The following is a 20,526-nucleotide window of genomic DNA, read 5'->3' as shown; positions in this document are numbered from 1 at the left end:
GAGAAATTATATATTCTAGCGCCTCGCGTATTAAGCATCGCTTGCGAGGCATGTTGCGTTGCGAGATGAAACCGATTAACTGGCTTCGAGCAATTCAACCTCGCGGGAGTTTCCTATGCGCATCGACGCCGTTTCAATCGGTAAGAATCCACCAGAAGACGTCAACGTTATCGTCGAGGTGCCGGTCGGCGGTCATCCGATCAAGTATGAAATGGACAAGGAAGCCGGCACGCTGGTTGTTGACCGTTTCCTCTACACACCGATGACCTATCCGGGTAACTACGGCTTCGTACCGCACACGCTTTCCGAAGATGGCGACCCGATCGACGTTCTGATCGCCAGCACCCGCCCGCTCGTTCCAGGCTGCGTCATCAACGTTCGTCCGATCGGCGTTCTGAAGATGGAAGACAATTCGGGCAAGGATGAGAAGATCATTGCCGTCCCGTCGCCGAAGCTGACGTTGCGCTACGAGAAGGTCAAGGATTATACCGACCTTCCGGAAATCACGCTGAAGCAGATCGAACACTTCTTCGAGCACTACAAGGATCTGGAGCCCGGCAAGTGGGTGAAGATCTACGGCTGGGGCGATTCCAAGGAAGCCGGCGCGCTCATCCTGGAAGCGATCGAGCGGGCCAAGAAGGAAAAAGCCTGATCTTCAGGCTGAGAGAGCTTCGAGCTTTCTGATCAAATCCTCCGGGTCGCCATCGATCCGGAGGATTTTATTACGCGACGTGTCGCCAGAGATGAGCTCGACGGAGGACTTGGCGATGCCGAGCGACTTGGCGATGAGTGCAATGAGCGCCTTGTTGGCTTTTCCCTTTTCCGGAGCGGCGGTCACGCGCGCCTTTAGCAGCATTCCGCCTTCGCCATCGGATTCGATACCGTCAATGGCATCCCGCCCGCCGTTCGGCGTCAGGCGGACAGCGAGCCGGATATGATCGTCAAATTTCTTCCATGTGCCGGTCAATAAAGGAGGACGCCGAAAGCCGGCGCTATGGTCGTCTTGATGAGAGAGCTGATGAAGAAGATGATCAGCAGAACGATAATCGGTGAGATATCGATGCCACCAAGATTAGGAAGAACGCGGCGTATCGGACGCAGAACTGGTTCGGTGAGGTTGTAGAGGAACGTGCCGATCTGGTTGACGAACTGATTATGGGAGTTGATCACGTTGAATGCGTAGAGCCAGGAGAAGATGGCGCTTCCGATCAATATCCAAGTATAAATATTTAATGCCAAAAGGATGGTTTGAAATAGGGCTGTCATCTCCGGCTCCAATTCGTTGTTGACAGACATGTAGACATTGGCGACTAAACGGGCAAGTGCTGTGCGCCGATGCACGGTGAATCATGTTTAACGGCCGCTTTTGCATGGCTTTGGCGCCCGTTTCCTCGGAAAAGCTTCATGTCGCTTTCGTCCACTGGAGATCGTTTTGCCGCGTTCCGGCATCCGTCCTACACGCGTTTTTTCTTCGCGCGGTTCCTGCTCTCCTTCTCGCAGCAGATCGTCAGCGTCGCCGTGGGCTGGCAGATGTATGACCAGACCGGTAGTGCCATCTATCTTGGTCTGATCGGGCTTGTGCAGTTCCTTCCGTCTCTGGTGCTGATCCTTGTCACCGGCTCGGTGGCCGATCGGCATAATCGACGCGCCATCGCTTCGATCTGCTCACTCGTCAGTGCGCTCTGCACGCTGGCGCTCCTGGGGATGACGATCACTGGCAGCTTTTCACCGATACCAGTCTTCGTCGTGCTGCTGATCTTCGGCATCGAGCGCGCCTTCATGGCGCCGGCTGTGCAGTCTCTTGCTCCGAATCTGGTGCCGGAAAAGGATCTCTCCAACGCAATCGCCTGGAATTCGTCTTCCTGGCAGTTGGCGGCCATCACCGGTCCCGTGCTCGGCGGTCTGCTCTATGGTGTTAGCGCTTCGACGGCCTATTGGGTTGCCGTCATCTTCTCCGCGCTTGGTGCGATCCTGCTCTACATGATTCCCAAGCCACCACAAAAGACGACAGGCGAGGCAAAGAACTGGGACATGATCCTCGGTGGTTTTCGCTACATAAGAGAGGAGAAGGTGGTGCTCGGAGCCATTTCACTCGACCTCTTCGCCGTCCTCCTCGGCGGTGCAACGGCGCTGATGCCGATCTTTGCGCGCGATATCCTGACCCTCGGGCCGTGGGGCCTCGGCCTGCTGCGATCGGCCCCTGGCGTCGGCGCCATCATCATGGCAATTTTCCTTGCCGCTTATCCGCTGAAGCATAAGGCCGGGATGTACATGTTCGTCGGTGTAGCCATCTTTGGCCTCGGTACAATTGTCTTCGGCCTGTCGACGAATACCGAAGTCTCCATTGCCGCACTCGCCATCATGGGCGCTGCGGACATGATCTCCGTCTACGTTCGTGAAAGCCTGATCGCGCTCTGGACGCCGGATCATCTGCGTGGCCGCGTCAACGCGGTCAACACGGTCTTCGTCGGCGCTTCCAACGAGCTCGGGGAATTCCGCGCGGGCACCATGGCTTCGGTTTTTGGCGCCGTCCCTGCCGTCATCATCGGTGGGATTGGCACGCTCGCCGTTGCCGCAATCTGGGCAATCGGATTCCCGAAACTGCGGAAGATCGATACGCTTGCCGCGCCTATGCGAGAAGTGGCGTAACGGCGGCCGTCTTGCCTTCGAAGACGATATCCAGGAAATCGTCGAGCCAGGCTCTGAGCGGCGCATCGAACAGCATCCGGCCTTCCAGATGCTCGCGCCCCTGCTGCGCATTCGGCAGAATGAAGCGGTGCGCCCCGTGGACAACCCAGCGGTGCATCATCACCCTTGTCAGTTCCGCATGGAACTGCAGACCCCAGGCGTTGTCGTCATAGCGGAAAGCCTGATTGGGATAGGCATCGCCGGATGCCAGCAGCTCGGCGCCATGCGGCAGTTCAAATCCCTCGCGGTGGAAGTGATAGACCATTTTCGGCCAGTGCATCAGCAATCGCCCCCTTTCTGTCGGATGCAGCGGGTACCAGCCGATCTCTGTCGACCCATCGCAATTAGCTGCAACCTTGCTGCCAAGCTGGCGGGCCAACATCTGTGCGCCGAGGCAGATGCCGAGATAGGGCCGGTTTTCCTTGAGCGGTACTTTCAGCCAGTCGATCTCCGTCTTAACGAATTCGTCGGGATCGTTGGCGCTCATTGGGCCGCCGAAAATCACTGCGCCTGCATGGCCGTCGAGCGTAGAGGGCAAGGCGTCGCCGAGTACCGGGCGGCGAATATCGAGATCGTAGCCCTTCTTGATGAGAAGCTGGCCGACTCGACCGGGGCTGGAGCGCTCCTGATGAAGAATGATGAGGATAGGGCGCCTGTCGCGCCTTATGCTTCTCTCAGTCAGCGTCATCCTGAACCACCCGTGCGTCCGTAACCCTTGCGGCCGCCTCCTGCCGCTTCTGAATACGCTCACGGGAAGAAACGCCCAGGAGATCGGCAATCCGCCAGATCACGTGGTCTTCCATTTCGCTGCGCTCGCCATCGGCATAGACGATATCCCAGAGAATACCGATGAGTTCCAGACGCTGTTCGGTATTGAGATGTCTCTTAAGATCAGAAGTGAAGCGGAAATAATCAACCGCCGAACTCTCGGCCTCCTGTCCCGCGGCCATCAGGGCATCGAGCTGTTTGCCGTCGAGTGCATATTGCTCCTTCAGGAGCTTGCGCAACCGCTTCTTCTCGCTGACCTTGATCTGGCCGTCGGCCTCCATGACCTGCATACAGAGCGCGGCAACCGCGATGCGCGGGTCATCCGGGGCGAAGCCTGATCTCGGGCGATCGGCGGTCAGATTCTGGAAGAATGCCTGAAATCGTTCAAACATGCGTTTTTTCGTTCCATTTCAGAAAAGGCGGAGCCGTGTCTTGGGTTCCGGTTCCACCTTGGGGTCTCGGACACCGGGATCATCCGGAAGGCCACCAAAGAAGGGTTTGGGTTCAGGCATGGGAGGGGTCGGCCGGGAAATGGACGGTTCGGCAGCTTTTGCCGGTGCGGGCGGCGGGCTCGCCGGGCGTACAGATTCGGCAATCGTCGCGGCACGTTCCAGCTCGATGATGCGGTGGTCGTTGACCACGCTTTCCGGGCGGGTTTCACGCAGCGGCGGCAGGGTTTTCAACGCGGTCTCGATAGCGGCCGTCGACCCTTCTTCGACAGGGCCCTCAAGCTGGCCAAAGGGTGCCTTCCATTCGAAGGCGTCGAGACGACCAGTCACCGGCGAAACCGGCAGCCATTTGTCGGAAACAAAACCATCGGCGACCCAAGAGGGATCGCGCGGCGCCTTCAGTGCCTGTGCCAGCCAATGGCGCACGCGGCCCTGATCTCCCGTCTCGGCCTCTTCGATATCCGCCAGCAGAAGGAAGGCTGCTTCCCGCGGTTCGATGCGGGCGGCGGCTTCGGCCTTGGCGCGGGCCTTAGCAAATTCCTGCGCATCGAGTGCCGCCTGGGCGACGACGAGAAGAGACTCAACGTTGTTCGGCCGCATGCTTTCCAGCCGCTCGGCGCGCTTTAGTCGATCGAGGGTGGAATCGCCGCTGCGGGCGCGGACATAGACGCGACCGATTTCGGGATGCGGCTTTGCCTTCCATGTCTGTTCGAGAATGGATGCGGCCTTGCGTATACCGCCTTCGCGGAAAAGCGCCTTGGCAGCGATGAGGGCGGCGGGCACGAAATCGGCCGACAATTTCAGCGCCTGCTGGGCATCGTCGCGGGCGCCGGAAGGGTCGCTTTCGAGCTTGTCATCGGCACGAGCGGTAAGAAGCACGGCATGCAGGCGATTGGCTTCGGCCTTTTCGACAACCTTGGCAGCCTTCTGTTGTTCCAGCAAGCGGATGGCGTCGTCCCAGCGACCGGACTGGCTGCGATATTCCAGCGTCGCCTGTGCTGCCCAAGGCAGGTAGGGGGCGTTGTCGGCCGCCTTTTCTGCATATTGGCGGGCGGCCTCGTTGGCACCGAGGCGTTTTGCCTCCAGGTAGAGACCGCGCAGACCGAGCTCACGCGTTTCCGGGTCGTTGGCCATCGCCTCGAACTTGGAGCGTGCCTCGGCGTAGCGGCCCTCGATAAGTGCCGCCTGCGCTTCCAGAAGATTAATCAGCGGCTCCTGATCTGCGCGAATGAGGCCGCGCGAGCGCGCCGCCATCTTGCGAGCGAGCAGCGCATTGCCTGCACCGGCAGCGATGAGGCCGGTCGACAGTGCCTGATAACCGCGGTCACGTTTGCGGGCGCGGAAATAGCGGGTCACCGAATGCGGCGAAGTCCAGACCAAGCGGACGAACCACCATGCCAGCATGACGGCTGCGACCAGCGCGATGATGGCACTCGCCGCAACGATCAGCTTGGTCTGATAAATCTGGCCTTCCCAGATCAGCGACAGATCGCCTGGACGATCGGCAAGCCAGGAGAAACCGTAGGCGAGGACGAGGACCAGGAGCGCGAAGATAACCAGGCGGACCATACTCATCCTTCCTTGCCGGTGCCGGAAACGGCCTTGGAGAGGGCACCGCCGACGAGATCCTCGACGCGGATGCGGGCCTCGAGCGACTGTTTGAACGCAGCGGAAGCCTGCTTGGCGACGGCAGGCAGGCTGTTCCACTCGGTTGCCGCACCGGGCAGATCGCCGTTCTTCACCTTGTCCTCCATGCGTGCGGCGATTGCTTCAACGCTTTCGCCTTCAACATTGCCGACGGGGCGGACTGACACGAGCGATTTGGCGCTCGACATAAGGCGGTCCGACCAGCTCTGATTGGGATCGGGCTGGTTGACGGATGCGACGATGGCGGTGGCGACATCGGGAACCTGACGGATCAGTTCGGCGCGCGAGGGCACACCGGTTTCGGCAAAGCTGCGCAGATCGGTTGCGGCCGGATCATCCGGCGCCACGCCGGCAAACGTATCGAGTTCGGCGATGAAGGGACCGCCGCGGTCGATTGCGGCCTTCAAGGCAGCAGCAGCGATGGCGCGGGCGACGGCCACATCCTCACGCGGTTCGTTCAGTTTCTTTTCGGCTTCGGCGAGACGGTTGGAAATATCGGCGCCGCTGGAGGCTTGCTGCTCGGTGGTTTGCGCAAGGCTCGTCTTCAGCTGATCGATCTCAGCAGTCAGATCTGCAATCTTCTGGTTGAGTGCCTCGACATCGGCAGAGCCGGTCGATGCGCCGGACGCCGGTGTCTGAGGGGCCGCTTCGAGAGCCGCGACACGCTTCTCGAGGGCGCTGTTATCGGCGGCCGACGGCGGATTGGCGGCAAGGCTTGCGAGCGATTGTTTGAGGCTTTCGATCTCGCCCGAGAGCTCGGCCATTTCGGCAGAGTTCGTCGGCGGAGGGGAGGAGCCAGGCAGATAACCGGCATATTGAATCGCCCCGGCTCCGAGGAGGGCGACAAGGCCGCCGAAGATGCCGGCGGCAATCAGGCCCGACGTGACTGCGCCCTTCTGTGGCGGAGGCGGCTGTACCGGTTGCGATGGCAGGGGCTCTTTTGCGGGAGGCTCTTCCTGTGCACCGGCGGCACGCTCGCTCTCATGTTCGGACAGCGGCTCCCCCCCTGATTCCGCTGCGGCTACGGTTTCGGCAACAGAGGTATCGTCGGACGTCTGTGCACCTTCTTCGGCAGGCTTTTCACGGTCAGTCGCCAAGGCGAAGTCCTGCGTGTCCAGGTCGATCGTGACCGGTTCATCGGAGCTCTTCGAGTGGCGTGGCGGATTTCCCGATACCATGAGGTCCTCATTATCCTGCATTGCAACGAAACTAGACAGGGATGGCAATTAAGGGAAGAGGTTAGATCAAATTTGGGCGGCTAAAGCCTTCAAAGCAGCGACAAAAGGCTTTTTTCATCCGGCATTGGCGAGATCTCCAGGGCTCCCTCCAAAACCGGTGGGACAGCTTCCGCAACGGTGTTGCTGAGGCAAATGAGACGGATTTTCGGCAGCTGCAGCAAAAGGGACTCTACCTGCGGGATATGAAAGAAATTTCCGGCCGTCTGGCGCGAGTAAAAAAGAACCGCTTCCGGCGCATTTTCTGTCAGGAGCAGTGCAACGGCCCCGGGATCGGGAGTAACGGGTTCCATCTGGTAACATTCGGTAATCGAGAAGTTCCGCCCGAGCTCCGTCAGCCGCATTTCGAAGGTCTCTGCGCGCGGACTGCCGGCGAGATAGAGAAGCCCGTCGGCATTGTTGGCCGCAATCAGCTCCGCCAGTTCGCGACCACTGCCCGACGACGCCGTGACAGAATGGAACCCCAGCTCGCGGGCCTGGTCGGCCGTTGCTTCGCCGACGGCAAAGAGACTGCGAGAAAGATGAGGCGTTAGAGCCTGGCCCAGGGACTGCAAGGCCCGCACTGCTTCGGCGCTCGTAATGGCGATCGCCCCACCGGTCGTTTCCAGAGCCTGCCGAGCGGCGGCGGTGTCGTGGACGGGACGGCTGAGCGGCAGCAACAGTGGCTCGTGGCCCAGCGCGCGCAAACGTTGAGCGGTTCGCTCGCCCGAATGTGCAGGGCGGGTGACGAGCACGCGCATGCGGGCTAGCTCCAGTCCTCGAAGAAGCTGCTGCCGGCTCTAGCGCGCACGTCCTGGCCGGCGCGGGTGCCGAGCGCCGCAGCATCACGGCGGTGGCCGTCGATGGTGATCGCGTGCTGGTGGCGGCCGTCTGGAGTGAGGATGAGGCCTGAGAAGCGGATCTGATCGCCTTCGCAGACCGCGTAGCCGCCAATCGGTGTACGACAGGAGCCGTCGAGGGCGGCAAGGAAGGCGCGCTCACAGGAGACCGTGTCGAAGGTCGGCGCATCGTTGATCGGTGCTAGCAGATCGTCGATCCTCGTGTCGCCGATGCGGCTTTCGATGCAGATCGCGCCCTGGGCGGGCGCCGGCGGGAAGCTGTCCGGGTCGAGAATATCTGTAATAACATCGACCTTGCCGAGCCGCTTGAGGCCGGCGAGCGCCAGAAGCGTCGCATCGACCTGGCCTTCCTGTAGCTTGCGCAGGCGCGTGTCCACAAGGCCCCGGAAGGTGATGACATTGATATCCGGCCGCATGCGGCGGATGAGCGCCTGACGGCGAAGCGAGGAGGAGCCAACGGTCGCGCCGTGCGGCAGGTCGATCAGCTTCGGCGCGGTGCGTCCGATAACCGCATCGCGAATATCCTCGCGCGGCAGATAGGCGGAGAGATGGAGACCTTCCGGCAGAGCTGTCGGCATGTCCTTGCTCGAATGCACAGCGAGATCGAGCTCGCCGGCGACGAGCTGCTGCTCCAGCTCTTCCGTGAAAAGTCCCTTGCCCCCGATCTGGGCTAGCGAACGATCGGTGATGCGATCACCCTTGGTCGTCAGCACGACGATTTCGAACATCTCCTCCGACAAATTATGGGCTGCCATCAGCCGGGCGCGGGCTTCGTGCGCCTGTGCGAGCGCCAGCGGGCTGCCGCGCGTGCCGATCCGGAAAGGTTTTGTTTGCATCCGCTTTGATCCGTTGTTACCGGAGGTCTCGTAAACGGGTTTAACCCCTATCGCAATCAACGAACAGGTTTCATGGCTTCCTTTCTGCGCATCCTCGGCATCGAGACAAGCTGCGACGAAACCGCGGCGGCAGTTGTCGAGCGCGATGCGGAAGGTCGCTCCAATATACTATCGGACGTCGTTCTTTCCCAGCTGGATGAGCACAGCGCCTATGGTGGCGTGGTGCCGGAGATCGCCGCCCGTGCCCATGTCGAGGCGCTCGATGAGCTGATTGACGAGGCCCTGAAGCGCGCCAATGTGTCGCTCTCCGACGTCGATGCGATTGCTGCGACGTCAGGCCCCGGTTTGATCGGTGGCTTGCTGGTGGGGCTTATGACTGGCAAGGCGATCGCCAAGGCCGCCGGCAAGCCGCTTTACGCCGTGAACCATCTCGAAGGCCACGCGCTGACGGCGCGGCTGACGGACGGGCTTTCCTTTCCCTATCTGATGCTGCTCGTTTCCGGCGGTCATACGCAGCTCATCCTCGTGCGCGGTATCGGCGAATATGAGCGCTGGGGCACGACGATCGACGATGCGCTGGGCGAGGCTTTCGACAAGACGGCAAAATTGCTCGGCCTTCCTTATCCCGGCGGGCCGGCGGTGGAGCGGATGGCGAAGGGGGGCAATGCCGATCGCTTCAATTTCCCGCGGCCGCTGGTCGGCGAGGCGCGGCTCGATTTTTCCTTCTCCGGCCTGAAGACGGCCGTACGACAGGCGGCGACCGAGATCGCGCCGCTGACGGATCAGGATATCGCCGATATCTGCGCCTCTTTCCAGAAGGCCGTTTCCCGTACGATGAAAGATCGCATTGGCCGCGGTCTGCAGCGGTTCAAGGCGGAATTCACGAATCTTCCGGAAAAACCGGCTCTGGTAGTAGCCGGAGGCGTCGCCGCCAACCTGGAAATCCGCGGCACATTGCAGGCGCTTTGCGACAAAAACGGGTTCCGCTTCATCGCGCCACCGCTGAGGCTCTGCACCGACAACGCGGTGATGATCGCTTGGGCCGGACTGGAGCGCATGGCAAAGGGCGTTGCGCCCGATGACCTTGATGTTCAGCCGCGTTCACGCTGGCCGCTCGATTCCAGTGCAGCGACCGTGCTCGGATCAGGAAAGCGGGGAGCCAAGGCATGAGCGAGCGCATTGCCGTCGTCGGATCGGGAGCTTTCGGCACGGCGCTTGCCGCCGTCATTGCCCTGACGGGGCGCAATTCCGCTATTCTCGTCGGCCGCGATCCGGCGCTGATCGAAGACCTCAAGGCGGAGCGATTGCACGATGCGGTTCTGCCCGGCATTCCGCTGCCGGAAACGCTGGAATTTTCTGCCGAAGCAGACGCGATCAGCAGCGCCGACATCGTGCTCTTCGCCATGCCCTCACAGGCGCAGACTGATGCCGCGAGGCACTATGGCCCTTATCTGGCCAGAGACGCCATCGTCGTCACCTGTGCGAAAGGCATCGAGCGGACAACCGGCATGCTTCTGACCGACATGCTGGAGCGGGAATTGCCCAATCATCCGATAGCCGTGCTCTCCGGTCCGGGCTTTGCCGCCGATATCGCCAAGGGATTGCCGACAGCCATGGCAATTGCGGCTGCCGATATGAAGGTTGCCGAACGGCTGGCGCAGGCGATCTCGGGCCGGACGTTCCGGCTTTATGCGTCGGCAGATCGGATCGGCGTGCAGCTCGGGGGCGCCTTGAAGAATGTGCTGGCGATTGCCTGCGGCATCGTCGAAGGCGGCGGTATCGGCGATTCGGCGCGTGCGGCGCTGATTGCCCGCGGACTTGCCGAGATGTCGCGCTTAATCGTTGCCAAGGGTGGCAATGCCGACACGGCGCGGGGGCTTTCCGGCCTCGGCGATCTGGTGCTGACGGCAACCAGCCATCAGTCACGTAACCTGCGTTTTGGTATTGCGCTCGGGCGCGGGGAAAAGGTTGATCCATCCCGTGGCGAGCTTGTGGAAGGTGCTTTTGCCGCCGCAGTGGCTTCGCGGCTTGCCGAAGAGCTTGGCGTCGAGATGCCGATCACCGATGCGGTCTCAGCAATCATCGAAGGCAAACTCGGTATAGCCGAAGCTATCGAACAATTGATGACACGTCCAATTACGACCGAATAGGAGACAGACATGCTTTTCGCCCTTCTCTGCAAGGACAAGCCCGGCCATTTCAGCGTGCGCATGGAAACGCGTCCGACCCATCTCGATTATCTCAACAAGCTGAATGCCGAAGGTAAGCTTGCTATGGCCGGCCCGTTTCTCGACGCCGAGGGTAATGCGAATGGCAGCCTCGTGATCGTCCATGCTGAAACCGCGGAAGAAGCCAAGGCGCTCGGTGCTGCCGACCCTTACGCACTGGCTGGTCTTTTTGAGAGTGTCGAAGCGAAGCCCTTCAACTGGGTCTTCAACAAGCCGGAGGCTTAAGCGGCATGGCGCACTGGCTTTATAAATCCGAGCCTGCGGCCTGGTCCTGGGAACAGCAGAAGGCGGCCGGCGAGAAGGGCACCGAATGGACCGGCGTGCGCAACTATCTGGCGCGCAACAACATGCGGGCCATGCAGATCGGCGACAAAGGCTTCTTCTACCATTCCAACGATGGATTGGAGATCGTCGGTATCGTCGAGGTCTGCGCGCTTTCTCATCCGGATTCCACCTCCAAGGACGACGATCGGTGGGATTGCGTCGATATCCGCGCCGTCATGGATGTGCCGAAGCCGGTAACGCTGAAGGATATCAAGGCAAACGAAAAACTATCCAAGATGTCGCTCGTCACCTCGATGCGGCTTTCCGTGCAACCGGTGACGGACGATGAATGGGCTGAAGTCTGCCGCATGGGCGGTTTCGATAATCCGCCACGCTGAGCAACCTTGAAGACCGATCCGGAAACCTTCATCCGCGCCAATACGAGCCTGCTTGCGCCGCCGCATGTGCCGGAGATCCGGCTCTATCTGGCGAGCGAAGTGCATGAGCTCTGGCTGAAGACGGAAGAGGAGCTGGAAGCAATTGGCTTGCCGCCGCCCTTCTGGGCATTCGCCTGGGCAGGCGGCCAAGGGCTGGCCCGCTATGTTCTCGATCACCCCGAAACGGTCCGCGGCAAACGCGTTCTCGATTTTGCGAGCGGTTCCGGACTGGTCGGAATTGCCGCAAGCAAGGCTGGAGCCGCCGAGGTTCTTGCTGCCGATATCGATCCGTGGTCGCAGACGGCAGTGCGGCTGAACGCGGCCGCCAATGCCGTCTCGCTCGCGTTCGACGGCGCCGATCTCATCGGGCGCGACGTCGGCGTGGATGTCGTGCTCGCGGGCGACGTCTTCTACGACAAGGCTTTTGCCGCAGCGCTGATACCGTGGTTCGAGGCGCTTGCGGCCGCCGGCAAGGACGTTCTGGTCGGTGATCCAGGGCGGGCCTATCTGCCGAAAGAGAGGCTGGAATTCTGCGCCGTCTATGAGGTGCCGGTTACCCGGGCGCTCGAAGACAGCGAGGTTAAAAGGACGACTGTCTGGCGCTTCAAACCCTAAGGCCTGATGACGCAGACATTGGCCTCATAGGAGCAGGGATCATCGGCAATGCCGATATCGATGACCTTGGCTTTTGGCGCGAGCTCGCGCGCAGGTTCAGCCACCCGATAATATCCGTCGCCGCCGACATAGGTGCCTCCATCAGTCTGGTAGGCATAGGATGACCCGGAATAGAGGCCGTTGCTCCCGTAGGGCGGATCATAGGTCTGGGGTTGCGAGGCAATGACGACGATATTGTTGCGGCCGTATCGATTTGCCGAAGGGTAATCAAAGCGTTTCAGCAAATGGCTGCGAGGGCGATAGCCGATGACGTTGCCGCGGGTGAAGTGCAGGCCGCTATCCCAGTGCGTACGTCTGCCGAGGAATAGGCCGTCGTTAAAGCCCTGGTGGCGCGAAAAACGATGGTCAAAATGGCGTTCTGCGGCCGTGGCAGGAAGCGTCACAAGCATAGTGAAAAGAGCCAGAGTGGCCTTGGACAGACTGGGAAACATGGACCAAACTCCGAAGCACTAACAAATCGTTAACGCCAGATTGCGCCAAAAGGCTGATCTTGTCCACGCAGGCGTTTGGTCAGCTTAAAAAATGAGCTAAAGATCTGAGTTTCGCGGCCATGAAAACTTCGCGGCAACGTGAATCGATTAAATTAAATGCAGGCAGCGATTATGCTTGTCGTCAGGGATTTCGGTGATTAAACGTCGGTTGATGCAACGCACACAGAATTTTGTCATTCGTGTGGTTGACTGAGAAAAGCCCCTGACATCAAGGGCAAAGAGAAGACGCCGCGAGGTTCTGATGGCGAATGTGACAAACCGGCCCCTGTCGCCGCATCTGCAAATTTATAAGCCAATCCCCACCATGGTCATGTCGATCGTTCACCGTATTACCGGTGGCGCACTTTATCTCGGCACGCTGCTGGTTGCGTGGTGGCTGATCGCCGCCGCTTCCGGCCAGGCCTATTACGACTGGGCCAACTGGGTGCTTGGCAGCATCATCGGCAAGCTCGTCCTGCTCGGTTATACCTGGGCCCTGCTCCATCACATGCTCGGCGGCTTTCGCCACCTGATGTGGGATCTTGGACACGGTTTCGAGAAGGAATTCTCCACCAAGCTCGCCATTGCCAATGTTATCGGATCGCTCTGCCTGACCGTCCTGGTCTGGGTGCTCGGCTTCATCATTCGCTTCTAAAGGTCGCACTCATGGATATGCGCACTCCTCTGGGCAAGGTTCGCGGCCTCGGCTCCGCCAAGGAAGGCACCGATCATTTCTGGCGCCAGCGCCTGACGGCTGTCTCCAACATCCCGCTCATCATTTTCTTCGCCATCTTTATGATCGTCTATGCCGGCGCGCCTTATGCCGATGTGGTTCGTGCTCTCTCGAACCCATTTGTCGCCGTCGTCATGGGTCTGATGGTCATCTCTGGCACTATTCACATGAAGCTCGGCATGCAGGTCATCATCGAAGACTACGTTCACGGCGAGATCGGCAAACTGCTGCTTCTGATGCTGAATACGTTCTTCGCGGTTCTGATCGCCGGCCTCTGTCTCTTCGCCATTCTGAAAATTGCATTCGTAGGATAACCGCATCATGGCAACGTCTTCACCCGCTCAGAATGGGAAGGCCTACAACTATGTCGACCATTCCTATGACGTGATCGTCGTCGGCGCCGGCGGCGCCGGCCTGCGTGCCACGCTCGGCATGGCCGAACAGGGCTTCCGCACCGCCTGTATCACCAAGGTATTCCCGACTCGCTCGCACACCGTTGCCGCCCAGGGCGGCATCGCCGCCTCGCTGCAGAACATGACGCCCGACAGCTGGCAGTGGCACCTGTACGACACCGTCAAGGGTTCCGACTGGCTCGGCGATGTGGACGCCATGCAGTACATGGTGATGGAAGCGCCGAAGGCCGTCTACGAACTTGAACATTATGGTGTGCCCTTCTCGCGCAACGAGGAAGGCAAGATCTACCAGCGCCCGTTCGGCGGCCACATGCAGAACTTCGGCGAAGGCCCGCCGGTGCAGCGCACCTGCGCTGTCGCCGACCGTACCGGCCACGCCATCCTGCACACGCTCTATGGCCAGTCGCTGCGCAACAACGCCGAATTCTTCGTTGAATATTTCGCGCTCGATCTCATCATGTCCGATGACGGCCGTTGCACCGGCGTCGTCGCCTGGTGCCTGGATGACGGCTCGATCCATCGCTTTGCCGCCAAAATGGTGGTGCTGGCGACCGGCGGTTACGGCCGCGCCTATTTCTCGGCGACCTCGGCTCACACCTGCACCGGCGACGGCGGTGGCATGGTGGCCCGTGCTGGCCTACCGCTGCAGGATATGGAATTCGTGCAGTTCCATCCGACCGGCATCTACGGCTCCGGCTGTCTGATCACCGAAGGCGCGCGCGGCGAAGGCGGTTATCTCGTCAATGCCGAAGGCGAGCGTTTCATGGAGCGCTATGCGCCATCGGCCAAGGACCTGGCCTCACGCGACGTCGTTTCGCGCTGCATGACGCTGGAAATTCGTGAAGGCCGTGGCGTCGGCAGGAACAAGGATCATATCTTCCTGCATCTCGATCATCTCGATCCGGCCGTTCTGCACGAGCGCCTCCCGGGTATTTCCGAGAGTGCCAAGATCTTTGCCGGCGTTGACGTGACCCGCGAACCAATCCCGGTTCTGCCGACCGTGCATTACAACATGGGCGGCATCCCGACGAACTTCTGGGGCGAAGTGTTGAATGCCGATAGTTCCAATCCAGGACGGGTTGCGCCTGGCCTGATGGCTGTCGGTGAAGCAGGCTGTGCGTCGGTTCACGGCGCCAACCGCCTGGGTTCCAATTCGCTGATCGACCTCGTGGTGTTCGGGCGTGCCGCTGCAATCCGAGCAGGTGAGGTTATCGACCGTAACGAACCAGTGCCGGCGCTCAACACGGCTGCATGTGACAAGATCATGGATCGTTTCGACGGTCTGCGTCACGCCAATGGCGGCACGCCGACCGCGGTGCTGCGCGAGAAGATGCAGCGCGCCATGCAGGAAGACGCAGCGGTGTTCCGTACGCAGGAATCGCTGGAATCAGGTTGCCGTCGTCTCTCGGAAATCTGGGGCGAGCTCAAGGACATCAAGGTCACCGACCGCTCGATGATCTGGAACTCCGATCTCGTCGAGACGCTGGAACTGCAGAACCTGATGGCCAACGCCATCACGACGATCTACGGCGCCGAAGCCCGTAAGGAAAGCCGCGGCTCGCATGCCCGTGAAGATTATACGTCAGGCCCCTTCGCAGGCCGCGACGACGCCAACTGGCGCAAGCACACGCTGGCCTGGGTGAACGAGGCGGGCGACGTGAAGCTCGATTACCGGCCTGTCCACACCGACCTCATCGCAGACGGCATCGATCCTCACAAGATCGAGCCGAAGGCCCGCGTATACTGATCAGAGGAACCTGACATGGTTGAACTCGCTCTTCCCAAGAATTCCCAGATGCGCGAAGGCAAGGTGTGGCCGAAGCCGGCGGGTGCCAAGAACACCCGTGAATTCCGCGTCTATCGCTGGAGCCCGGATGATGGCCAGAACCCGTCGATCGACACGTTCTACGTCGATGTCGACGATTGCGGCCCGATGGTTCTCGATGCGCTTCTCTATATCAAGAACAAGATCGATCCGACGCTGACGCTGCGCCGTTCCTGTCGTGAAGGCATCTGCGGTTCCTGTGCGATGAATATCGACGGCACGAATACCCTTGCCTGCACCAAGGGCATGGACGACATCAAGGGAACGGTGAAGATCTATCCGCTGCCGCATATGCCTGTGGTCAAGGACCTGGTTCCGGATCTCAGCAACTTTTATGCCCAGCATCGCTCTATCGAGCCCTGGCTGAAGACGGTTTCGCCGACGCCTGCCAAGGAATGGAAGCAGAGCCATGAGGATCGTCAGAAGCTCGACGGCCTCTATGAGTGCATCCTCTGCGCCTGCTGCTCGACCTCCTGTCCGAGCTATTGGTGGAATGGCGACCGTTACCTCGGTCCGGCCGTCCTGCTGCAGGCCTATCGCTGGCTGATCGATTCCAGAGACGAGGCGACCGGCGAACGCCTCGACAATCTCGAAGATCCGTTCCGCCTCTATCGTTGCCACACGATCATGAACTGCGCGCAGACCTGCCCAAAGGGCCTGAACCCGGCCAAGGCAATCGCTGAAATCAAGAAGATGATGGTCGAGCGTCGCGTATAACGAAATACAGGGCCGCCTCGAGCGGCCCGTTTTCTTTCACGGATCCTTGATTTACTGTCGATTGTGCCAATTTTGTCCCGCCGTTAGGGTTGGTTCCCGCCATGGCACAAATTCTCCGTGCGCCGGCTTGATTCAATACAGCCTTTCACGATAATTCCGCCGTGATTGCGCGCAAGCCTTAGGGCAAGAGTCGAAGATCAGGAGTGTGATGATGCAGTTGCGATATGTGGTGACGGGTTTGACGGCCGCTTTGGCCTTGGCAGGATGCCAACGCACCTCATATGATTACAGCAGTAATAGTGCGCCTCCGCCGCTGACCGCGCAGCCGGTTCCCTCCGTACAGGGCGGCCAACTACCTCCGCCGACCGGGCAGTTTCCTGCCGCACCAGCCTCGACGGCGCCGATGGGCGGTGTCCAGCAGGGTGGTGCCGCGCCGACTGCTGCCATGGACGTCACCAAGGAATCGATGGTCGGCAGCTGGCGTGTCAACGGCACCTGCGACATGTTCCTGACGCTTACCAATCTCGGCAGCGGCTCGCGTGGCGGTACGCGTGGTTGTGTGGGCGAGCTGACGGCCATGGGCTCTTGGGAAGTGTCCGGCAAGCAGGTTCTGCTCAAAGATCGCAGCGGCAACCAGATCGGTTCGGTCTACAAGGTTGCCGACAACAGCTTCAACGGTCAGACTTCGACCGGACAGCCGATCAACCTCAGCCGGTAAGACAATCCGGTGGGAGTCCGCCGGTTACGTATAGGCGGACGAGCCCTGATGCAGCCAATACCAGACTATTCGCACAGCGTTATCGAGCAGCTCAAATCGCTGGCCGCTTCGGGGACGCTACAGGCTGATTCTGCCCAGATGGATGTAGCCAAGTGCCTTGACCGGGTGCTTACTTCCCTTAAGCAGAAGCAGCCGGCGGCCAAGAGCAGTGCGCTCGGCTGGCTGTTTGCCTCCAAGAAGAAGGCCGAGCCCGGCATCAGGGGTCTCTATATCCATGGCAGCGTCGGGCGCGGCAAGACGATGCTCATGGACATGTTCTTTGCGATGGCGCCCTGCCGGAAGAAGCGGCGCGCGCATTTCCACGAATTCATGGCCGATGTTCACAATCGCATCGCCGCCCACCGGCAGAAGCTGAAGAATGGTGAGACAAAGCAGGCCGATCCGGTACCGCCGGTTGCCGCGGCCCTTTTCGAGGAGGCGGAGCTTCTGTGCTTCGACGAGTTCACGGTCACCGACATTGCCGATGCGATGATCCTGTCGCGGCTGTTTTCCGAGCTTTTCGAACGCGGTTGCGTGCTGGTGGCGACTTCGAATGTCGAGCCCGACAATCTCTACAAGGACGGCCTCAATCGTGGGCTTTTCCTGCCCTTCGTCGGCCTTCTCAAGAAGCATGTCGAAATCGTCACCCTCGATTCCGCGACCGACTACCGGATGGAAAAACTGAATAGCCAGCCGATCTATCTCGTTCCGATCGACGAGCGCACCGACATGGCGATGGACGCCTTGTGGACACAGGCACTGCATGGCCGCAAGGCGCAGTCGGTGGAAATCCCCATGAAGGGCCGGGCCATCCATGTACCACTTGCTGCAGACCGGATGGCGCGTTTCTCCTTCGCCGATCTCTGCGATAAGCCGCTAGGTGCAGCCGATTTTCTGGCCATCTCCGAACGCTTCGATACGATCTTTCTCGAGCACGTTCCCTTGCTTGGCCCGGAAAAGCGAAACCAGATCAAACGCTTTATCATTCTGATCGATACGCTCTACGATCACGGCATCCGTCTTTACGTTTCAGCCGCCGCCATGCCGGAGGATCTTCTCGTCGAAAGACAGGGGACCGAGGGCTTCGAATTCGACCGTACGGCATCGCGTCTCTTCGAAATGAGAAGTGCGGAGTATCTTGCTGCGCACCGTGAGCGGCGGGCTGCCGAATAACACTTTTCTGACAATTTATCTTACGTTTACGTAAGAATTTTAATATCTAAACGATTGAAATTCCTACATCAAAAATAATCGATTGCCATTTTTGGGCTTTAGGTCTATGCGATTGCGGCATTGGGCGATGCCCGCGCGTCGCCCGACGGATTTTGATCGCAAAGGAAAAGCGAAATGGCGCGTAACAAGATCGCACTCATCGGTTCTGGCATGATTGGTGGCACGCTGGCGCATCTCGCCGGCCTGAAGGAGCTGGGCGACATCGTCCTCTTCGACATTGCTGACGGCATTCCCCAGGGCAAGAGTCTCGACATCGCACAGTCCTCCCCGGTCGAGGGCTTCGACGCGAACCTGACTGGCGCCAGCGACTATTCCGCGATCGAAGGCGCCGATGTCTGCATCGTCACCGCCGGTGTTCCGCGCAAGCCGGGCATGAGTCGCGACGATCTTCTCGGCATCAATCTCAAGGTCATGGAGCAGGTCGGTGCCGGCATCAAGAAGTATGCCCCGAACGCTTTCGTCATCTGCATTACCAATCCGCTCGATGCCATGGTCTGGGCGCTGCAGAAGTTCTCAGGCCTTCCGGCCAACAAGGTCGTCGGCATGGCCGGCGTTCTCGACTCCTCGCGCTTCCGTCTTTTCCTTGCCAAGGAATTCAACGTTTCCGTTCAGGACGTCACGGCTTTCGTCCTCGGTGGTCACGGCGACACGATGGTGCCGCTCGCCCGTTACTCGACGGTTGCCGGCATTCCGCTGACCGACCTCGTCACCATGGGTTGGGTCACCAAGGAACGTCTCGAAGAAATCATCCAGCGCACCCGTGACGGCGGCGCCGAAATCGTCGGCCTGCTCAAGACCGGTTCCGCCTACTACGCTCCGGCCGCTTCGGCGATCGAAATGGCTGAATCCTACCTCAAGGACAAGAAGCGCGTTCTGCCCTGCGCGGCACACCTCTCCGGCCAGTACGGCGTCAAGGACATGTATGTCGGCGTGCCCACGGTCATCGGTGCCGGCGGTGTCGAGCGCATTATCGAGATCGACCTCAACAAGACCGAGAAGGAAGCCTTCGACAAGTCCGTCGGCGCCGTTGCCGGTCTCTGCGAGGCCTGCATCAACATCGCACCTGCCCTGAAGTAATCGGTGCGCTGACCCAATCGAAACAGGGATAAACCCATGAACATTCATGAATATCAGGCCAAGGCTCTGCTGAAGAGCTACGGCGCGCCGGTTGCGGAAGGCGTGGCTATCCTCAAGGCTGACGAAGCCGAGGCTGCCGCCAAGTCGCTTCCCGGCCCGCTTTACGTAGTCAAGAGCCAGATCCATGCCGGCGGCCGTGGCAAGGGTAAGTTCAAGGAACTTTCGCCTGAAGCCAAGGGCGGCGTGCGTCTCGCTCGCTCGATCGAAGACGTCGTTGCCAATGCCAAGGAAATGCTCGGCAACACGCTGGTAACCGCCCAGACCGGCCCGGCCGGCAAACAGGTCAATCGTCTCTACATCGAAGACGGCGCCGATATCTCTCGCGAGCTCTATTGCTCGCTGCTGGTCGATCGTTCGGTCGGCAAGGTTGCCTTCGTCGTTTCGACCGAAGGCGGCATGGACATCGAGGCTGTCGCCCATGACACACCTGAGAAGATCCACACGATTGCTATCGATCCGGCTGCAGGTGTCACCGCTGCCGACGTCGAGAAGATCTGCAAGGCGCTGGCTCTCGACGGCGCTGCCGCCGAAGATGCCAAGTCGCTCTTCCCGATCCTCTACAAGGCCTTCGACGAGAAGGACATGTCGCTTCTCGAAATCAACCCGCTGATCGTCATGACCAACGGCCACCTGCGCGTTCTCGACGCCAAGGTTTCCTTCGACGGCAACGCGCTCTTCCGCCATGACGACGTCAAGGCGCTGCGCGACGAGACCGAAGAAGACACCAAGGAAATCGAGGCCTCCAAGTGGGATCTCGCCTACGTGGCGCTCGACGGCAACATCGGCTGCATGGTCAACGGCGCAGGCCTTGCGATGGCGACGATGGATATCATCAAGCTCTACGGCAAGGAGCCGGCAAACTTCTGCGACGTCGGTGGTGGCGCCGGCAAGGAAAAGGTTGCTGCAGCCTTCAAGATCATTACGGCCGACCCGAAGGTCGAAGGCATTCTCGTCAATATCTTCGGCGGCATCATGAAGTGCGACGTCATTGCTGAGGGCGTTATTGCCGCTGTCAAGGAAGTCGGTCTCAAGGTTCCGCTCGTCGTTCGCCTCGAAGGCACCAATGTCGAGCTCGGCAAGAAGATCCTGAACGAGTCGGGTCTGGCGATCACGGCTGCCGACGATCTGGATGACGCGGCCAAGAAGATCGTCGCTGCGATCAACGGTTGAGAACG

Annotated in this window: 24 protein-coding genes; 15 read left to right on the top strand and 9 right to left on the bottom strand. The window is 60.1% G+C overall.

Features of this window, described 5'->3' with window-relative positions:
• The first annotated feature begins 115 nt into the window (after positions 1 to 115).
• Positions 116 to 652, top strand: a complete 537-nt coding sequence (ppa, locus tag FHX08_RS23790; RefSeq protein ID WP_112572889.1) for an inorganic diphosphatase — start codon at positions 116 to 118, stop codon at positions 650 to 652.
• 3 nt (positions 653 to 655) lie between these two features.
• On the opposite strand, the gene FHX08_RS23785 is transcribed toward ppa, so the two are convergent.
• Together FHX08_RS23785 and FHX08_RS23780 are read right to left on the bottom strand one after the other, a co-directional pair.
• Positions 656 to 967, bottom strand: a complete 312-nt coding sequence (locus tag FHX08_RS23785; protein ID WP_132655742.1) for a DUF167 domain-containing protein — start codon at positions 965 to 967, stop codon at positions 656 to 658.
• Complete coding sequence (locus FHX08_RS23780) at positions 964 to 1,296, bottom strand: YggT family protein (protein ID WP_132656293.1); 333 nt, start codon at positions 1,294 to 1,296, stop codon at positions 964 to 966. The genes FHX08_RS23785 and FHX08_RS23780 overlap by 4 nt, the downstream gene beginning before the upstream one ends.
• Positions 1,297 to 1,404: 108 nt before the next feature.
• Here FHX08_RS23780 and FHX08_RS23775 point away from each other — a divergent pair, with 108 nt between their 5' ends.
• The gene (locus FHX08_RS23775) at positions 1,405 to 2,649 is read left to right on the top strand and encodes an MFS transporter (RefSeq protein ID WP_132655740.1); all 1,245 of its coding nucleotides are present in this window, start codon (positions 1,405 to 1,407) and stop codon (positions 2,647 to 2,649) included.
• Here the strand turns inward: FHX08_RS23775 and FHX08_RS23770 are convergent.
• The 6 genes from FHX08_RS23770 to hemC form a co-directional block, all read right to left on the bottom strand.
• Positions 2,630 to 3,376: a glutamine amidotransferase gene (locus FHX08_RS23770; RefSeq protein WP_132655738.1), complete on the bottom strand. Its 747-nt coding sequence runs from the start codon at positions 3,374 to 3,376 to the stop codon at positions 2,630 to 2,632. The genes FHX08_RS23775 and FHX08_RS23770 overlap by 20 nt on opposite strands.
• A complete protein-coding gene (locus FHX08_RS23765) occupies positions 3,363 to 3,848 on the bottom strand; it encodes a TerB family tellurite resistance protein (RefSeq protein WP_132655737.1) in 486 nt (161 codons plus the stop codon). The genes FHX08_RS23770 and FHX08_RS23765 overlap by 14 nt, the downstream gene beginning before the upstream one ends.
• A gap of 18 nt (positions 3,849 to 3,866) precedes the next feature.
• A complete protein-coding gene (locus FHX08_RS23760) occupies positions 3,867 to 5,474 on the bottom strand; it encodes a heme biosynthesis protein HemY (RefSeq protein WP_132655736.1) in 1,608 nt (535 codons plus the stop codon).
• A gap of 2 nt (positions 5,475 to 5,476) precedes the next feature.
• A complete protein-coding gene (locus FHX08_RS23755; protein WP_132655734.1) occupies positions 5,477 to 6,730 on the bottom strand; it encodes a COG4223 family protein in 1,254 nt (417 codons plus the stop codon).
• Positions 6,731 to 6,819: 89 nt separating this feature from the next.
• Positions 6,820 to 7,527: a uroporphyrinogen-III synthase gene (locus tag FHX08_RS23750; RefSeq protein WP_132655732.1), complete on the bottom strand. Its 708-nt coding sequence runs from the start codon at positions 7,525 to 7,527 to the stop codon at positions 6,820 to 6,822.
• A 5-nt stretch (positions 7,528 to 7,532) separates the two neighbouring features.
• Positions 7,533 to 8,462: a hydroxymethylbilane synthase gene (hemC, locus tag FHX08_RS23745; RefSeq protein ID WP_132655730.1), complete on the bottom strand. Its 930-nt coding sequence runs from the start codon at positions 8,460 to 8,462 to the stop codon at positions 7,533 to 7,535.
• Positions 8,463 to 8,534: 72 nt separating this feature from the next.
• Between hemC and tsaD the strand changes: the two genes are divergently transcribed.
• From tsaD to FHX08_RS23720, 5 genes are read left to right on the top strand one after another with little or no spacing between them, the layout of a single operon-like run.
• A complete protein-coding gene (tsaD, locus tag FHX08_RS23740; RefSeq protein WP_132655728.1) occupies positions 8,535 to 9,632 on the top strand; it encodes a tRNA (adenosine(37)-N6)-threonylcarbamoyltransferase complex transferase subunit TsaD in 1,098 nt (365 codons plus the stop codon).
• Entirely contained in the window at positions 9,629 to 10,612 is a 984-nt protein-coding gene (locus FHX08_RS23735) for an NAD(P)H-dependent glycerol-3-phosphate dehydrogenase (RefSeq protein ID WP_132655727.1), read from the top strand. The genes tsaD and FHX08_RS23735 overlap by 4 nt, the downstream gene beginning before the upstream one ends.
• A 9-nt stretch (positions 10,613 to 10,621) precedes the next feature.
• Complete coding sequence (locus FHX08_RS23730) at positions 10,622 to 10,915, top strand: YciI-like protein (protein ID WP_132655726.1); 294 nt, start codon at positions 10,622 to 10,624, stop codon at positions 10,913 to 10,915.
• A 5-nt stretch (positions 10,916 to 10,920) separates the two neighbouring features.
• Positions 10,921 to 11,352, top strand: a complete 432-nt coding sequence (locus FHX08_RS23725) for an EVE domain-containing protein (RefSeq protein ID WP_132655725.1) — start codon at positions 10,921 to 10,923, stop codon at positions 11,350 to 11,352.
• 6 nt (positions 11,353 to 11,358) lie between these two features.
• Positions 11,359 to 12,006 (top strand): class I SAM-dependent methyltransferase, encoded by a 648-nt coding sequence (locus FHX08_RS23720; RefSeq protein WP_132655724.1) that lies wholly within the window; start codon positions 11,359 to 11,361, stop codon positions 12,004 to 12,006.
• On the opposite strand, the gene FHX08_RS23715 is transcribed toward FHX08_RS23720, so the two are convergent.
• Positions 12,003 to 12,497, bottom strand: coding sequence for a hypothetical protein (locus tag FHX08_RS23715; protein ID WP_132655722.1), 495 nt, complete (start codon positions 12,495 to 12,497; stop codon positions 12,003 to 12,005). The genes FHX08_RS23720 and FHX08_RS23715 overlap by 4 nt on opposite strands.
• Before the next feature lie 301 nt (positions 12,498 to 12,798).
• On the opposite strand from FHX08_RS23715, the gene sdhC reads away from it, so the two are divergent.
• The 8 genes from sdhC to sucC all read left to right on the top strand — a co-directional run bounded on the left by sdhC (position 12,799) and on the right by sucC (position 20,521).
• Positions 12,799 to 13,191 (top strand): succinate dehydrogenase, cytochrome b556 subunit, encoded by a 393-nt coding sequence (gene sdhC, locus FHX08_RS23710; RefSeq protein ID WP_132655720.1) that lies wholly within the window; start codon positions 12,799 to 12,801, stop codon positions 13,189 to 13,191.
• Between the two features lie 11 nt (positions 13,192 to 13,202).
• On the top strand, positions 13,203 to 13,583 hold the full coding sequence (gene sdhD / locus FHX08_RS23705; RefSeq protein WP_184327704.1) for a succinate dehydrogenase, hydrophobic membrane anchor protein: 381 nt from the start codon (positions 13,203 to 13,205) through the stop codon (positions 13,581 to 13,583).
• A 7-nt stretch (positions 13,584 to 13,590) separates the two neighbouring features.
• On the top strand, positions 13,591 to 15,429 hold the full coding sequence (gene sdhA / locus FHX08_RS23700) for a succinate dehydrogenase flavoprotein subunit (protein ID WP_165911937.1): 1,839 nt from the start codon (positions 13,591 to 13,593) through the stop codon (positions 15,427 to 15,429).
• A gap of 15 nt (positions 15,430 to 15,444) precedes the next feature.
• Positions 15,445 to 16,224 (top strand): succinate dehydrogenase iron-sulfur subunit, encoded by a 780-nt coding sequence (locus FHX08_RS23695; protein ID WP_007822372.1) that lies wholly within the window; start codon positions 15,445 to 15,447, stop codon positions 16,222 to 16,224.
• 211 nt (positions 16,225 to 16,435) lie between these two features.
• Complete coding sequence (locus tag FHX08_RS23690; protein WP_132656291.1) at positions 16,436 to 16,942, top strand: protease inhibitor Inh/omp19 family protein; 507 nt, start codon at positions 16,436 to 16,438, stop codon at positions 16,940 to 16,942.
• Positions 16,943 to 16,990: 48 nt separating this feature from the next.
• The gene (gene zapE / locus FHX08_RS23685; RefSeq protein ID WP_132655714.1) at positions 16,991 to 18,154 is read left to right on the top strand and encodes a cell division protein ZapE; all 1,164 of its coding nucleotides are present in this window, start codon (positions 16,991 to 16,993) and stop codon (positions 18,152 to 18,154) included.
• A gap of 174 nt (positions 18,155 to 18,328) precedes the next feature.
• Positions 18,329 to 19,291 (top strand): malate dehydrogenase, encoded by a 963-nt coding sequence (mdh, locus tag FHX08_RS23680; RefSeq protein WP_132655712.1) that lies wholly within the window; start codon positions 18,329 to 18,331, stop codon positions 19,289 to 19,291.
• 36 nt (positions 19,292 to 19,327) lie between these two features.
• Entirely contained in the window at positions 19,328 to 20,521 is a 1,194-nt protein-coding gene (gene sucC / locus FHX08_RS23675) for an ADP-forming succinate--CoA ligase subunit beta (RefSeq protein WP_132655710.1), read from the top strand.
• The last annotated feature ends 5 nt before the right edge of the window (positions 20,522 to 20,526 follow it).

Origin of the sequence: Rhizobium sp. BK529 (genome assembly GCF_014194105.1) — a bacterium.
GTDB lineage: Bacteria > Pseudomonadota > Alphaproteobacteria > Rhizobiales > Rhizobiaceae > Rhizobium.
The sequence above is the reverse complement of the archived record's forward strand: the minus strand, read 5'-3'. Positions and strand labels throughout refer to the sequence as shown.